A 14,184-nucleotide genomic window follows, 5' to 3' on the forward strand; every position below is an offset into this window, starting at 1 on the left:
AAGGGTACCGGTACAAATTGGCAGGTACGTTGCATAATGCGACAAAGGCTTTGCATCATTGCTATGTCAAAGCCATACAATTGATTATGGGCACTCTCCATAACAAAAGGAGGAGCAAAAGTATCGACCGCAATTCTAAGGGGTTCGCCTTGGGCATGGAGCGGTGAAGTAATGCCGATTATCAGGGATAAAACAAGGCCAATTATTTTCATCAGCTTAATTAAATTACTAATTTACAATATTTATAGAGTATAGCTTGCCAGCCTATTTTTAAATGGAATTTTGAATTTCTTTTCTTTCTTTATGATTAAATAATATTTTTCAGTCAACTTGTATTTTTATCAATTATTCTAGCAAGTTAAGCGATGGTAGCCATCATAACGCATTTGTTTTTATTCTCAGCTTGGATAGTCTTTAATATTCTTTTTATTATTAAAGTATCAAATGCAGCCAGTGGCCGAACTTCCAGTTCTTTTACAGTCCAGGAATTCCTTTTATCTAAAACATTTTGCAGCCCTTAAACATCCGATGGCTGAGGCGCTGCAAGTGCTTTTGTTGATCAGTGATTATGCTTGCCGGCAAGTAGACATTTTAAGCCAATTGCTTCAACACGATGATTGTCAGCAGCCTTTAACCCGCGAAGACTATTTTATGCAGGCGAATCAACTGGATGGACAATCGTTTATTTTTTGCTCGTGCTTTACGCCAATTTCGCCATAATCATTTTTTGCGTTTGTTACTGCGTGAAATAGCCGGTCTAGCTAATACCGAGGAAACGATACTGTCATGGTCTGATTGTGCCGATGCAATTATTAAGTGTGGTCTTGCTTTTTGCCAGCAGGAATTGACAGAGCGTTATGGAAATCCTTGTGATGAAACAGGTCTTCCAACCCAACTTTATGTGCTTGCTATGGGTAAACTGGGCGGTCGCGAGCTTAACTATTCCTCAGATATTGATCTGATTTTTGCTTTTTCAGCGGCTGGTTATACTAATGGCCAAGAGCGATTGAGTAATGAGCAATATTATACGAAGGTAGTACAGCGTTTTATACAGCTTTTACAAAATGTGACTGCTGATGGCTTCGTTTTTCGGGTCGATTTACGGTTACGTCCTAACGGGGATAGTGGGGCTTTAGTGAGTAGTCTTGCTGCTATGGAAACTTATTACCAGGAACAGGGACGTGATTGGGAGCGGTATGCAATGGTTAAAGCACGTCTGATTAGTACGAATCCTGATGAGCAATCACCTTGGGTTCACCGTTTGGTAACTCCCTTTGTTTATAGACGTTATGTGGATTTTAGTGTTATTGAATCTTTACGTAGTATGAAAGCAATGATCGAACGGGAAGTGCAATTAAATCCCGCTTTAAACGATATTAAACGCGGCTTTGGGGGGATTCGTGAAGTAGAGTTTATTATTCAGAATATCCAGTTAATTCGCGGTGGTAGATTGCCTTATTTACGGCAGCAAGGCGCTATGGCCGCGCTTGATGCTTTAAAGCAAGAGGGATTATTGGCTCGTACAGCGGCCTTAAAACAAGCTTATCTCTTTTTAAGAAAGTTGGAAAATTGTCTGCAAAGTCAAAATGATCAACAAACCCATTCTTTGCCTGTGGATGCAGTAAAACAAGCGCAAATTGCGTTGGCGATGGGGTATAGTAATTGGGATGATTTGCTGGCAAAGTTACATCAATACCAACGAATCATCAGTGCTGCTTTTCATGCAGTACTGCATAAGATTGATACTGATGAAGATCAACATCGCCTGTTTACTAATCAATTAACCAGTTTATGGCAGGGACATATTGAAAATTCAATGGCTATTAATTTGTTGGCAAGTCTTGGTTTTCAACAAGCCGAACGCTGCTATCAAATGATTCATGCTTTTAGGCATGCGCCTCGTTGTAGACGCCTAACTCAAGCGGCAAGAATGCGGCTTGATCGCTTCATGGTTTTGTTGCTAAGTGAGTTAACCCAGGTTAGCGAAACAGATACAGTTTTACTGCAGGTTTTGCACTTATTAGAGAATATTGTTGGCCGTAGTGCATACCTTGCTTTGTTAACAGAGAATCCGCAGGTATTAAAAGAATTATTGTATTGGTTTGCCAATAGCCCTTTTATTACTTCTTTATTGGTTGGTCAGCCATTTTTACTTGAAGTACTCTTAGATCCAGAACAGATATGGCATCCATTATCACGTAAGCAATTACAGCAGATATTGAGAAATCAGTTAGCGCATTGTGGTGATAATGAATTACAAGAAGAGGTTTTACGTCAGTTTAAATTGGTTAATTGGCTTTCTGCAGCACGCTCCGAAATGGACGGGCGTTACGGTGCGGTGCGTATCGGTCGTTTTTTAGCTGATGTTGCTGAGGTAATTATTGTTGAGGTTTTAGCAATTGCCTGCCAGCAGTTAAGCAAACGTTACCCACAAATCATGCAAGTTAAATCCCGTTTTGCCATTATTGCCTATGGTAAATTAGGTAGTCGGGAAATGAATTACAATTCCGATTTGGATTTGGTTTTTATTCATGCTGCTTATCGCGAAGAAGAGAGCTTGGTGACGCGTTTGACTCAGAAGATTTTGCATATGTTAACTACACGTTCACAAGCAGGTATCTTATATGAGGTTGATACTCGTTTGCGCCCTTCCGGAGCAGCCGGTCTGTTGGTGAGTCCTATTGAGGCGTTTGTTGATTATCAACGTACCCAGGCCTGGACTTGGGAGCATCAGGCTTTATTACGGGCTCGAGTATTGTCAGGCAACCAACACATACATTCAGTGTTTAAGCAGCTAAAGATGGATGTATTATTTTTGCCGAGAGTTAAACAAACTGTTCGGGATGATATATTGGCTATGCGCGCAAAAATTCAGAAGCATGTTGATACTGATGAAATTAAGCATGCAGCGGGTGGTCTGCTTGATCTGGAGTTTTTAGTACAGTTTTTAGTACTGACCAATCCTGCTCAAAGTTTGGTACGACATACACATACTCTGAGTTTGCTAAGAACATTATTTAAGGAAGATCAATTAAATAGAACACAATTTAGCCAATTAAAACGAGCGTATGACTATTATCATCATTTGTTGCATCAACATATCCTTCAACCTGGATTAGTGGGTAATCAATCTTATCAGGCCGAGGTGGCAGAGATTAGCCAACAGTTTTATCGGTGTGATATAGCTACAGGAAGATTGGATGGTTGAACAAAAGTAATTATCTCACCTGGCTTCTTGGGATTTTCAATCGGCCTATATTAATATTTCTTTAAGTATTTTTTAGTATAGTTGTCCTCTTAATTAACTAAGTGGAAATAAAAATGCCCGGATTGACCTCGGATAATACAAACCCTAACTCAAGCACTAGCTATAGTCAATGTGCTTACAATATGACAATAACTGCAGCAGCTATTGCTGCCCCCGCTCTAATTGCGTATTTTGCAGCGCCTTATTTAGCTTTAGCAACCAGAGCAATTTTCCCCGCTGCTTATGCGTTAGTCATTGGGACACCGGGCACCATTGGATATTACTCTACTTACATACCTGCTCGCGAATACGCTTGTACAATGGTATATAATAACTCGCATATTATTGTAGGGACTGCCTCTGCAACTGTACAAGCAGCAAAAAAAGTTGTAAGCAGCGTCGCCAATTGTGGAGCGGGATTTTTCGCTTCGTCTAAGTCAGATTCTTCTACCAAAGAGCCTGCCATTGAGCAAGATATAGAAACTGGTGTTGTTTTAAACTAAGCGCTTAGATCAAGAAGGGTAACCTGGTTGTTTGCAACCAGGTTACGACATATAGTGCTGGACACTCACATTAAGAAAATCAATTTTATCTAATGATGGTTCACTAACTTCATTATCATACGACATCATTGCTTTGCCCGTTTAAGCTCATTATTACAGCTGCTTTTACTGAATTGTAACTTTCTCAATTTTTCCAGGTTTATTTTTAGAGCTGTTATCAGAAGATGCAATAAAAAGGGTTTGATTATCTTGTCCACCAAGGACACAATCAAATGGATGAAAGCGAGTTTTTATAATCGTTAAGCAATTTCTATTGGAGTCAATGCATAGCACCTCTTTTTTCCTGGTGATGCAATCCATACAGCATTCAGTTTTTCATCAAAGCAAATTCCGTCAGGATAATGGCGGTTTAAATTCTCTGGTACGCCATGCTCATCGAAGCTTACCTGAAAACCTAGATTATCGAATTTGATCCATGGTCTTTGATTTATCAACGTATTATCTTTGTTAATATCAAAAATGGATACAGTAGCTGAAAATGTCTCTGCTACTATCAAATGTTTACCATCTGGCGTGATCAAAATACCATTTGGATAGCCAATATTAGACGCCGCTATTTTAATATCACGCCCTTTTGTGATCATTAGAATATTTGATTTAAGTGGTTTTACTTTGTGTTGTGGATAAAAACCTGAGGCACTTATATAAATGATATCGTTTTGAGAAACAGTAAAATCATGGCAATAACCTGGCGCGGCTATCTCAAGTGATTTAAAAATAGATAAAAAATTATCTTTATATTGCAATAATTCTCTTTTTTCAGGGCAGTTATTAATAAGCTATTATCTGATAACCAACCTAATCCAACAGGAGTATTAACAGAAATTTTCTTGATTAATTGCCCTGTTGCAGAAAAACAATATACGGCATTGTCTCCCAAATCACAGAACCATAAATTATTTCTATGCCATCTTAAACCCTCAGTAAATTGAAAACCATCAAGAAAAATTTCTGTGTCAAATATGTCCATATTGTATATTATCTCTTTGATTTTATTTGTACGTTAAGGATTCTGGAGTTCAGTTGTTTGCAACTATTATCTATGTGAATATTATTAGCCGCGTAAAAAATTGATAATCCACTGGGCAATCAATTCATCATCTGCATCCTGTTGCAATGACTTAAGTCCTTGCTCATAGCATTCTTTGCCTAGAATGTGCTCGCGGTCTTCAATTAAGGCTTGAGAATAAGCTTTAGTAAATTCCGGATGGCCTTGTATGGTGAAGAGGTTATCGCCAAACTGCAGCATATAAAACGGACAAAAGTCACTACCAGCGAGTATTTCTGCGTTTAGGGGTAAAGTTGCAACTTGATCTTGATGACTGACTAGTAGCCTGAAATTGTCACGTTGTGGAATCATCCAAGGTTTTTGTTGGGTCATTTTGTTTTGTGACATACCTACACCCCAGCTCTTCGGGGATTTAATCACTTCCCCACCCAAGGCTTTGGCAATGAGCTGATGACCAAAGCAAATGCCAATTATTTTTTTGCAGCGGTGTTTAGTTGCAGCACAAACTCTTCAAGGGTTCTTATCCAGGGAAGATCATCGTTGACACCATGGCGACTACCAGTAATTAAGTAGGCATCACACGCATCAATAGCAGCAGGTAATTTACCCTGCCGCACATCATAAACTACAAACTCCAGGAGAGGGTCTGCTTTTTTTAGTAATCTGACAAACATATCTGGATATTGCCCATGTACTGAAGCAAATTTTTCTTGAACTTCATCACATTGTAATAATCCAAGATTCATGATGGCTCTCTCAGGTAAGCTATTTCTCCGACAATGGCTGCATGCAGAATATTTTGATACTGTGAGGCACTGAAAGGAATAGGATTGTTACCAGCTGCGGCATCCTCTGTGGCCATTGTCGCAATTCGTGTCACTTGCCCGTCATTAATACCTATTTCAGCTAAAGAATGTTCAATGCCTACTTCATACCGTAGTTTTAGTACCCAGTCGAAAAAGCCATCAAAGCCATCATTGATCTGCAGATAGGCGGCAAGGCGTGATATTCTATGCTCAATGGCTGAGCGGTTAGCTTGTAACACGTAGGGCATCAGAATAGCATTTAAACGCCCGTGGTGAGCGTCGTAAATGGCTCCTAAAGGGTGTGCTAATGCATGCATTGCCCCTAAGCCGCGTTGAAAAGCAGTAGCACCCATTGCTGAGGCGACGAGCATCTGTGTACGTGCTTCCAAGTCCCTGCCATTTTTAACAGCACGGGGTAAATAATCTTTAACAAGCCGAATACCTTCGATGGCTATTCCTTCTGCCATAGGGTGATAATGATTAGAACAGAAGGCTTCTAAAGCGTGTGATAATGCATCCATGCCAGTGGCTGCTGTGATCGGTGGTGGTAGTCCAATGGTAAGTTCTGGATCAAGAATGACTATTTCAGGCAGCATCTTGGGATGAAAGATAATCTTTTTGATATGCCGCTCATTATCGGTAATAACCGATGCACGTCCTACTTCCGAGCCAGTACCTGCAGTGGTTGGTATTGCAACCACAGGTGCCATCCTAGCCATATTAACGCGCTTCCAATTATCGCCGATGTCTTCAAAATCCCAGAGCGGGCGTTCTTGACCTACCATTAAGGCAATTGCCTTCCCTGCGTCAAGCCCTGATCCGCCACCAAAGGCAATTACACCATCATGTTTACCAGCATGGTAAGCTTTTATCCCTGACATGACATTTTCACTGTTCGGATTTGCTTTGATTTGACTGAATACTGCTGCGCGCAGATGAGCCTCACGGCAATGACGCAATAGATCGGCCACCATGGGCAGCTGTGCAAGACCTGGATCGGTTACTAATAAGGGCGCTTGCATACCTAGTGCGCTGCATGCTTGGGCAAGTTCGTTTACTCGTCCGGCTCCTACTCGCACCTGAGTAGGATAATTCCAGTTAGCCGTCAATGATGGCGTGCTCATGTTACAAACTCCTTAAATGAAAAGATTTTGGCCGGGTGAGTGACTCATATCCAAGCACCGATAACGTGCAGCCCCGACCAGAATTTTTTACTCCAGTCCATGCTAATGCTGGATCAAGGTAATCACAGCGATTAATAAAAAAAGTGCCCGTATGCAATTGCTCGCCAATAGCCGTACCCGCAGTGATATCTTTGGTACAAACAGTAGCAGTCAAACCATAATCACTGTCATTCATCAAGGCAATGGCTTCGGCATCGCTATTGACTGCCATGATACCTACGACTGGCCCAAAAGATTCTTCGGTCATCACTCGCATTTGATGATTGACCTGCGTTAAAATCTGTGGAGCCATATAAGCAGAGCCAGGTTTATCCATCGGAAAATCTTGTCTATTGATGTGCTCCACAGCGCCTTGTGCAACTGCTTCATTAATTTGATTGCGCACAAAGTCAGCACGAGCAGCGGAGACCAAAGGGCCGAGTGTGGTTTCAGGATCATCGGGTCGTCCAAGTTTATATTCTTTAACCAGTGTTACTGCTTTCCTAATAAATTGATCATGTAGATCCCGATGAACATAAATACGTTCTATGCCACAGCAAGACTGACCTGAGTTAAAAAAAGCGCCGTCAATTAAGGTGGCAACGGCTTGATCAATATCAGCATCTGCACGTACATAGGCAGGATCTTTACCGCCGAGTTCAAGACCAGTATTGAGAAAACGCCCAACAGCAGCTTGCTCAATCATTTTCCCGCCGGGAACAGAACCAGTAAATGCAACGTAATTAATGACAGGAGATTGGATGAGCTTTTCTGTGTCTGAATGAGTTAGATGTAAGTACTGGAAAACTCCATCGGGCATACCGGCTTGAACAAATGCTGCCGCTAAACGTTCTGCTACAAGAGGTGTTTGAGCAGAATGCTTCAGCAACACAACATTACCCGCCATAATGGCCGGGATGATGACGTTCACTGCTGTGAGAAAGGGGTAATTCCACGGCGCTATTGCTAGCACCGCTCCCAACGGTTCACGTTTAATATAACGGATAAAATCTGGTTTTTCAGGTAATTCAATGGTTGATAATGCCTTATCAGCGGCGTTGATCATATAGAGCGCGCGCTCTTCAAAACCTGTTATTTCTCCTGCGGCATAGCGAATAGGGCGCCCCATTTGCCAGCAAATTTCATTGGCCAGTGCTTCCTTGTTAGCCACCAGGATTTCAACGGCAGCCAGACAAAATGTTGCTCTCTTTGTTAACGGCGTGGTACGCCACATACTTTTTGCTGCCTCAGTTTTTGCCAGAGCTTGGTGAATAACTTCCTGGCTGGCAAACTGACGCTCAACATACAGTGAATTATCAATAGGAGAATACGCTTTTAATGTGTCCTTCATTTAAAATTCCTTGAAAACTAGCAGGTTTGACATTTCGCTAGCTTGAGTGCTTACGGCCTGGTTTTCGCAGCGGAGCAAACCAGGCTATAAGCGCCAAGATAGTAGAAAGATCCTATATAATTTCAAAATAACGATCCAATTCCCAATCAGTAATATGTCGTCGAAACTCTCGTTCTTCCCATTCGCGCGAAGCTGCGAAATGCTCAACAAATCCCTCACCGAATAGAGAGTAGGCTGCTGCTGAATTTCTCAGGCGCTGTGCCGCCTCCCACAAGGTTGAAGGTAAAGCTAATTCCTTGTTATGAGATTGACTGTAGGAGTTTCCTCGAATTTCCTCTTCTGGTTCCCACTCGTGCTCAATCCCATATAAGCCGGAACCTAATGCTGCAGCGAGGGCAAGGTAAGGATTCGCATCGGCAGAACCCAGGCGGTATTCGATTCGTTGTGATTTGTCACTGCCAGGGATTAAACGTAATGCGGTAGTGCGATTTTCTACTCCCCAGGTCGCGTCAGTGGGTGCCCAAAATCCGGGAATCAGACGAGTATAGCTATTCACAGTGGGTGAAAACATGGCTAACAATTCAGGCATCAATTTTTGTTGGCCGGCCAGAAAATGACGCTGGATCTTGCTCATATTATATTTCGCTGAAGGATCATAAAAAGCGGAGGAGGAGTCGTTTTTATTCCGTAATGACATATGAATATGGCCGCTTTGCCCTGGATAATTAGGCGACCATTTAGCCATAAAAGTCGCCATCATATTATTGCGTTGCGCCAATACTTTCATAAAGGTTTTAAAGAGTGCAGCTTTGTCGCCAGCAGCCTCCGCTTTGTCAACGGCGATAGCTGCCTCAAGTACCCCGGGGCCCGTTTCCGTATGCAGGGCTTCAATAGGGAAATCCATAATCTCACCCATGTTAAGGATCTGATGATACAATTCGGCATGGACACTATTGCGAATGACTGAATAACCAAAGAAATCGGGTGTCATGGGTTTTAAGTTACGATACCCCTTTGCACGTATGCTATCAGGCGTTTCGTCAAACATGAAAAATTCATATTCCAAAGCAGCATAGGCATCAAAACCCATCAGTTCCGCTTTTTGAATAACACGGCGTAATAGGCCGCGAGGGCATAATTCTGCCGCTGCACCATCAAATTCAGCCATAAATAATAATTGATTATCTTCAAAGCAAAGTTCACGGCAACTCTGAGGTAGAATCTGTACTAATGCATCAGGATAACCGGTATGCCAGCCGGTATATTTAACGTTATCAAAAAGCTTGTCTTTAGAATCCCAGCCTAGAATCACATCGCAAAAAGAAAAGCCATGCTCTAAGGCTGAGAAAAATTTGCTCCGACTCATGTACTTGCCAAGCATGACACCGTCCATATCAATAAGTCCGATTTTCACGTGAGTGAGCTTACGTTCTTCAACGATGCTTTTTGCATCTTCCACTGTTTTAACATCTCTCGGATTTAACATCGTATGTCCTTATTTTTGAGTTATCAGCCAAGCGTCTAGAAATTAAGAAGAGACAAGAGGCTCCCTCTAAGCACCAGAAAGATAATCATGACAGCTAATACAACACACATTGAGTGTTGTTTCCTTGCTTCTGTATTGAGGAGGGCGCTACCCAGCAAGAGTAGCATGTAAACCATTCACAATGGTAGCTGAGGTAAATTGAATGAGGAATCCCTTGCCAAGTGAACGACTTGGCAAAGAAGTTAATGACTGGTTATATCAAATTCACCATAAAGATCATAATCATCGCTGTCAGTCACTCTAATGTCTACTAAATCGCCAACATGGACATTCTCATTTAGTGGCAAAAAGACTAAACCATCTATTTCCGGAGCATCGCTTTTACTGCGCGCAATAATTTGTTCATCGTTAATTTCGTCAATTAAAACTGTTTGACGTGAACCAATCTTGGCGGCTAGTTTAGCGTGGCTGATTTCAGCTTGTACTTGCATGAAGCGATGATAACGTTCTTCCTTAATATCGTTAGGAACAGGATCAGCTAGTTCATTAGCCTTAGCACCTTCAACAGGTGAGTATTGGAAACAACCAACGCGATCCAGCTCGGCTTCTTGTAAAAAGTCCAGTAATTCTTCAAATTCGTCTTCAGTTTCACCAGGAAAGCCAACAATGAAGGTAGAGCGTAAGGTAATGTCGGGACAAATTTCGCGCCATTGAGCAATACGTGCCAAGGTATTTTCACTACTTGCCGGGCGTTTCATTGCTTTTAAAACGCGTGAACTCGCATGTTGTAATGGAATATCCAAATAAGGCAGAATGAAGCCATCGCGCATTAAGGGAATGATCTCATCAACATGCGGATAGGGATAAACATAATGTAGGCGTACCCAAATACCTAGCTCGCCGAGTTGCTCACATAAATCATAAAAGCGAGTACTGATAGTTTTACCTTGCCATTCAACGGGTTGGTAACGGGTATCAACGCCATAGGCACTGGTATCCTGCGAAATAACTAATAATTCTTGCACCCCAGCGTCTTTTAAGCGTTTCGCTTCACTAAGTATTTGTGGCAGCGAATAACTTTGTAATTTGCCGCGCATGGTAGGAATGATGCAAAAAGTACATTTTTGATTACAACCTTCTGAAATCTTTAAATAGGCATAATGTCGTGGTGTTAATTTAATGCCTTGAGGTGGTACGAGTTGAGTGAAGGGATCCACAGGTGGTGGTAAATGTCGATGCACAGCACGGACGACTTCCTCGTAAGCATGTGCACCACTAATATGTAATACATCAGGGCAGGCTTCACGAATAATATCTGCTTTGGCACCGAGGCAACCTGTTACAATAACACGTCCATTTTCGGCCATCGCTTCTTTAATGGTGTCCAAAGATTCTTTTACTGCTGCATCAATAAAACCACAGGTATTGATTACCACTACACCGGCATCCTGATAACTGGATACCAAATCATAGCCCTGAGCACGCAGTTGAGTAATGATTCGCTCTGAATCCACCAGTGCTTTAGGGCAACCCAAACTGACAAATCCCACTCTATGATTCATAATTTTCTATCTGTAAAAAAAGTGGGCGAATTATACCGTTTCTAGGGTAAGGTTGTCTAATGTCTCTTGATTTTACTATGGTAATCATTTGAAAAAGTTTAGTTTTTATTTTTATAGACAGAAAGTAGAGGAGAGGGCCGACTTGACTAGCGGTAATAAAGCGAGGGGGCTTAATTTTGCTGAATTTCATTTTCTCATTATTCAAAATCCTTCATTTACATCAACAATTAAAAGAAGCGATAAAATTAAATGGTATTTTTATAAGGCGGTGCTCCTAAGTGCTCTTCAGAAATGTTGACATAGCCAAGCTGCCTACCTTCACTATCGATGATTTCATGGGTATGCTGATAGGCATCTTTAGTGACAACAGAAAATTTTAGAGGATTACCCTCTTTATCGAGTAGTTGGGTCGTTAATTTCATTTTATTTCTTTCGTAATTGATTAAAAAATATCAATATAATATTTTTTGTCCTTGTCTACAGCGAAATTTAAGAAAGAATTGATTCCAAAAAGGAATGGATACAGTGAAATGGATAGATTTAGGTCAGTTTTATGAACTAGGTATCGGACGCATATTTCCAGAATTTTGGCATAAAAAAGCAACAAACAGCGACGCCAAAAACACAAAAAATACCGCCCGAAACGATGGCTGTTGTAATACCAGCAGCGGAAGCGACAATCCCAGCTCTTGTATCACCTAATCTCGGCCCACTTAAATAGCTAATCATTTCGATACCTGCTAAGCGGCCACGATAATCATGGGGGATCGTATGATTCCACAACGTGCTTCTAAAAATCCCGCTGATAGCATCAAACGCGCCAGAGAGGGCTAAAAAGAAAAGAGCCCAGGCAAGTGAAACAGACAATCCAAAACCTACCATGGCAATACCCCAGAAAGCTGCAGCAATCGCTATGGCTTTCCCATCATGCTTAATGGCAGCTGTCCACCCACTAAAAAATGAAATAAAAAGGGCACCTACTGCCGGAGCAGCATAGAGTAAACCTAATGTTTGAGCACCGCCTAAGGATTGCGCTATTGCTGGAAAAAGAGCATTAGGCATAGCGAAAATCATTGCTATAAAGTCTACACAATAACTTCCTAATAATTCTTGCCGTTTAAAAGCGAATTGAATGCCTTCTTTTAAGGCAGAAAAGGCGGATGATGATTTAGCGACAATGGGTTTAGGCAAATTTTTCATAAGACTTAAAGTAATAAGTGATACGACAAACGTGAGTAAATCGATGAAATAGGTCAGCACCATTCCCAGATGAGCAATAATTAACCCCGCAATAGCAGGGCCAACAATCATGCAAAAACTATATTTAAAACTTGTTAGCACGCCCAATGCTTTATAATCTCTCGGTTCTACTAATTGCTGGGTCATACTATCCAGTGCCGGGCGATGTAATCCTGTTATAGCAGACATCAAGGAGGCAATAACAAAAATACCAATAAGAGTTGGTTGGCTGCTATTAGCATTGATAGTGAGCAACGCACATCCCAAAATAAGGCATATTTCACTGATGATTATCAACCCACGGCGATTGTATTTATCAGCAAATACACCGCCAAGTAGTGCAGTAATTAATAAGGGTATCAACTGAAGCAAGCTTAATAAACCCACCATTAATGACGAGTGAGTCAGCTGATAAACTTGATAGGGTAAGGCAACACTTGTAATCATCGTTCCAATGAATGATACAAATTGGCCTGTAAAAAGTAGTGCGTAGTTAGGATTGTTTTTAAGAGGGGATATATCCACAAAAAGAGTCAAAATAATTTCTCATAAAATCAGGACGCCTGAGCTTCCTGTAATTGTTGTAAAAATTTATTCGCTGGTGTTTCACCCACGAGACGTAAATTTTCCTGTTCATCACCGTTTTTGTTAAAAAATAAAAAAGTCGGTGGTGCAACGACATTAAATTGGCTAAGTAGCGCTTTATCTTGTTTGCTATTTGCGGTGATATCGACTTTCAACACGACAAAATCTTTTAGTGCCTTTTCCACACGGGGATCTTTAAACGTAGTGGCCTCCATCAGCTTGCAAGAGGAACACCAATCAGCATAAAAATCAATCATAACTGGTTTACCACGTGCTTTGGCAATCGCTTGTTGCGCTTCATTCACTGTTTTAACAAGTTCATGCGAACTGCCAAGGTGGTTTCTTTCTGCAATGGTGGTCACTCGCAAACCAGATAATGGTTGCAGAGGATTGGATTCACCCATGCTTGCGCCTACCAGTACCAGCAAACCATAAACCAGTAACAAAATACCTAAACCCTGGCCGAATTTAGCTTGCTTGGAAGGAGCGGGGCTAAGGGCTCCACAATAAACGCCTGAGAAGACCAATAAACTTGCCCATAAAGCCATAACCAGAGGGGAGGGAAGAATACGGCCTAATAAATAGATAGCAACAGCAAGCAATAAAACACCAAAAAACGTTTTGACGGTATTCATCCAATGACCTGCTTTAGGAAGCCATTTACCGGCTGACATACCGATTAGCAAAAGTGGCGTTCCCATACCTAGCCCGAGAAAAAACAAGGCTAAACTGCCTAAAATAAGGTTGCCGGTATGAGCGATATAACTTAAGGCGCCAATAAGTGGGGCCGTAACACAGGGTGAGAGGATTAAAGTCGATAAGCATCCCATCGCTGCCGCCCCAAGGTAATGGCCTCCAGCCTGATGTTGGCTGGCGGTAGCCAGTTTTGCCTGCCAGGAAACCGGTAAGCGCAGTTCGTAGTAACCAAACATGGAGAGTGCCAGCAAGATAAAAATCAGGCTGAAGAGACTGATTATCCATGGTGACTGCATGACGATTTGGAGATTAGCGCCTAATAAAGCGACGACTGCACCGACGATTGCGTAAGTGACCGACATGCTAAGTACATAGCTTAACGAAAGAAAAAGCTTTGCGGGTAGAGATAGTTGCACCATGCCCGACAATAATTCCTGACAGTACGGGGACCATTGGTAAGACACAGGGAGTGAATGA

The 14,184-nt window shown here is 41.7% G+C and carries 13 protein-coding genes and 1 pseudogene; 3 read left to right on the forward strand and 11 right to left on the reverse strand.

Translation table 11 applies throughout. The features are described 5' to 3' along the window. Positions 1 to 212: transporter substrate-binding domain-containing protein (locus BN58_RS23355; protein WP_040916294.1), on the reverse strand; the 212-nt coding region annotated here is incomplete at its 3' end. A 232-nt stretch (positions 213 to 444) separates the two neighbouring features. On the opposite strand from BN58_RS23355, the gene BN58_RS37640 reads away from it, so the two are divergent. The 3 genes from BN58_RS37640 (at position 445) to BN58_RS08070 (ending at position 3,750) form a co-directional block, all read left to right on the forward strand. Further along, the gene (locus tag BN58_RS37640; protein WP_019216390.1) at positions 445 to 720 is read left to right on the forward strand and encodes a hypothetical protein; all 276 of its coding nucleotides are present in this window, start codon (positions 445 to 447) and stop codon (positions 718 to 720) included. Beyond that, positions 671 to 3,208: a bifunctional [glutamate--ammonia ligase]-adenylyl-L-tyrosine phosphorylase/[glutamate--ammonia-ligase] adenylyltransferase gene (glnE, locus tag BN58_RS08065; RefSeq protein ID WP_019216391.1), complete on the forward strand. Its 2,538-nt coding sequence runs from the start codon at positions 671 to 673 to the stop codon at positions 3,206 to 3,208. The genes BN58_RS37640 and glnE overlap by 50 nt, the downstream gene beginning before the upstream one ends. A 113-nt stretch (positions 3,209 to 3,321) precedes the next feature. After that, the gene (locus BN58_RS08070) at positions 3,322 to 3,750 is read left to right on the forward strand and encodes a hypothetical protein (RefSeq protein ID WP_019216392.1); all 429 of its coding nucleotides are present in this window, start codon (positions 3,322 to 3,324) and stop codon (positions 3,748 to 3,750) included. Between the two features lie 299 nt (positions 3,751 to 4,049). Here the strand turns inward: BN58_RS08070 and BN58_RS08075 are convergent, their stop codons facing one another. From BN58_RS08075 to dsbD, 10 genes and pseudogenes are all read right to left on the reverse strand, one after another. Beyond that, positions 4,050 to 4,556, reverse strand: a complete 507-nt coding sequence (locus BN58_RS08075; RefSeq protein WP_019216393.1) for an SMP-30/gluconolactonase/LRE family protein — start codon at positions 4,554 to 4,556, stop codon at positions 4,050 to 4,052. 308 nt (positions 4,557 to 4,864) lie between these two features. After that, entirely contained in the window at positions 4,865 to 5,239 is a 375-nt protein-coding gene (locus BN58_RS33415; RefSeq protein ID WP_232220444.1) for a type 1 glutamine amidotransferase family protein, read from the reverse strand. Between the two features lie 50 nt (positions 5,240 to 5,289). Next, positions 5,290 to 5,565: a type 1 glutamine amidotransferase family protein gene (locus BN58_RS33420; RefSeq protein ID WP_232220445.1), complete on the reverse strand. Its 276-nt coding sequence runs from the start codon at positions 5,563 to 5,565 to the stop codon at positions 5,290 to 5,292. Next, positions 5,562 to 6,749: an iron-containing alcohol dehydrogenase gene (locus BN58_RS08090; RefSeq protein WP_019216395.1), complete on the reverse strand. Its 1,188-nt coding sequence runs from the start codon at positions 6,747 to 6,749 to the stop codon at positions 5,562 to 5,564. The genes BN58_RS33420 and BN58_RS08090 overlap by 4 nt, the downstream gene beginning before the upstream one ends. 1 nt (position 6,750) lies before the next feature. Further along, a complete protein-coding gene (locus BN58_RS08095; protein ID WP_019216396.1) occupies positions 6,751 to 8,139 on the reverse strand; it encodes an aldehyde dehydrogenase family protein in 1,389 nt (462 codons plus the stop codon). 112 nt (positions 8,140 to 8,251) lie between these two features. After that, a complete protein-coding gene (locus tag BN58_RS08100) occupies positions 8,252 to 9,625 on the reverse strand; it encodes a glutamine synthetase family protein (RefSeq protein ID WP_019216397.1) in 1,374 nt (457 codons plus the stop codon). Positions 9,626 to 9,867: 242 nt separating this feature from the next. After that, positions 9,868 to 11,187 (reverse strand): 30S ribosomal protein S12 methylthiotransferase RimO, encoded by a 1,320-nt coding sequence (gene rimO / locus BN58_RS08105; RefSeq protein WP_019216398.1) that lies wholly within the window; start codon positions 11,185 to 11,187, stop codon positions 9,868 to 9,870. 245 nt (positions 11,188 to 11,432) lie between these two features. Next, positions 11,433 to 11,609 carry a hypothetical protein gene (locus tag BN58_RS30695; protein ID WP_019216400.1) on the reverse strand — a complete coding sequence of 59 codons (177 nt, stop codon included), beginning with the start codon at positions 11,607 to 11,609 and terminating at the stop codon, positions 11,433 to 11,435. Positions 11,610 to 11,745: 136 nt separating this feature from the next. Beyond that, the gene (locus BN58_RS08120) at positions 11,746 to 12,963 is read right to left on the reverse strand and encodes an MFS transporter (RefSeq protein ID WP_019216401.1); all 1,218 of its coding nucleotides are present in this window, start codon (positions 12,961 to 12,963) and stop codon (positions 11,746 to 11,748) included. Between the two features lie 17 nt (positions 12,964 to 12,980). Next, positions 12,981 to 14,184, reverse strand: a pseudogene (gene dsbD / locus BN58_RS23365) (protein-disulfide reductase DsbD); the annotation flags it as partial.

The organism is Legionella tunisiensis (assembly GCF_000308315.1).
GTDB classification, from domain to species: Bacteria; Pseudomonadota; Gammaproteobacteria; order Legionellales; family Legionellaceae; genus Tatlockia; species Tatlockia tunisiensis.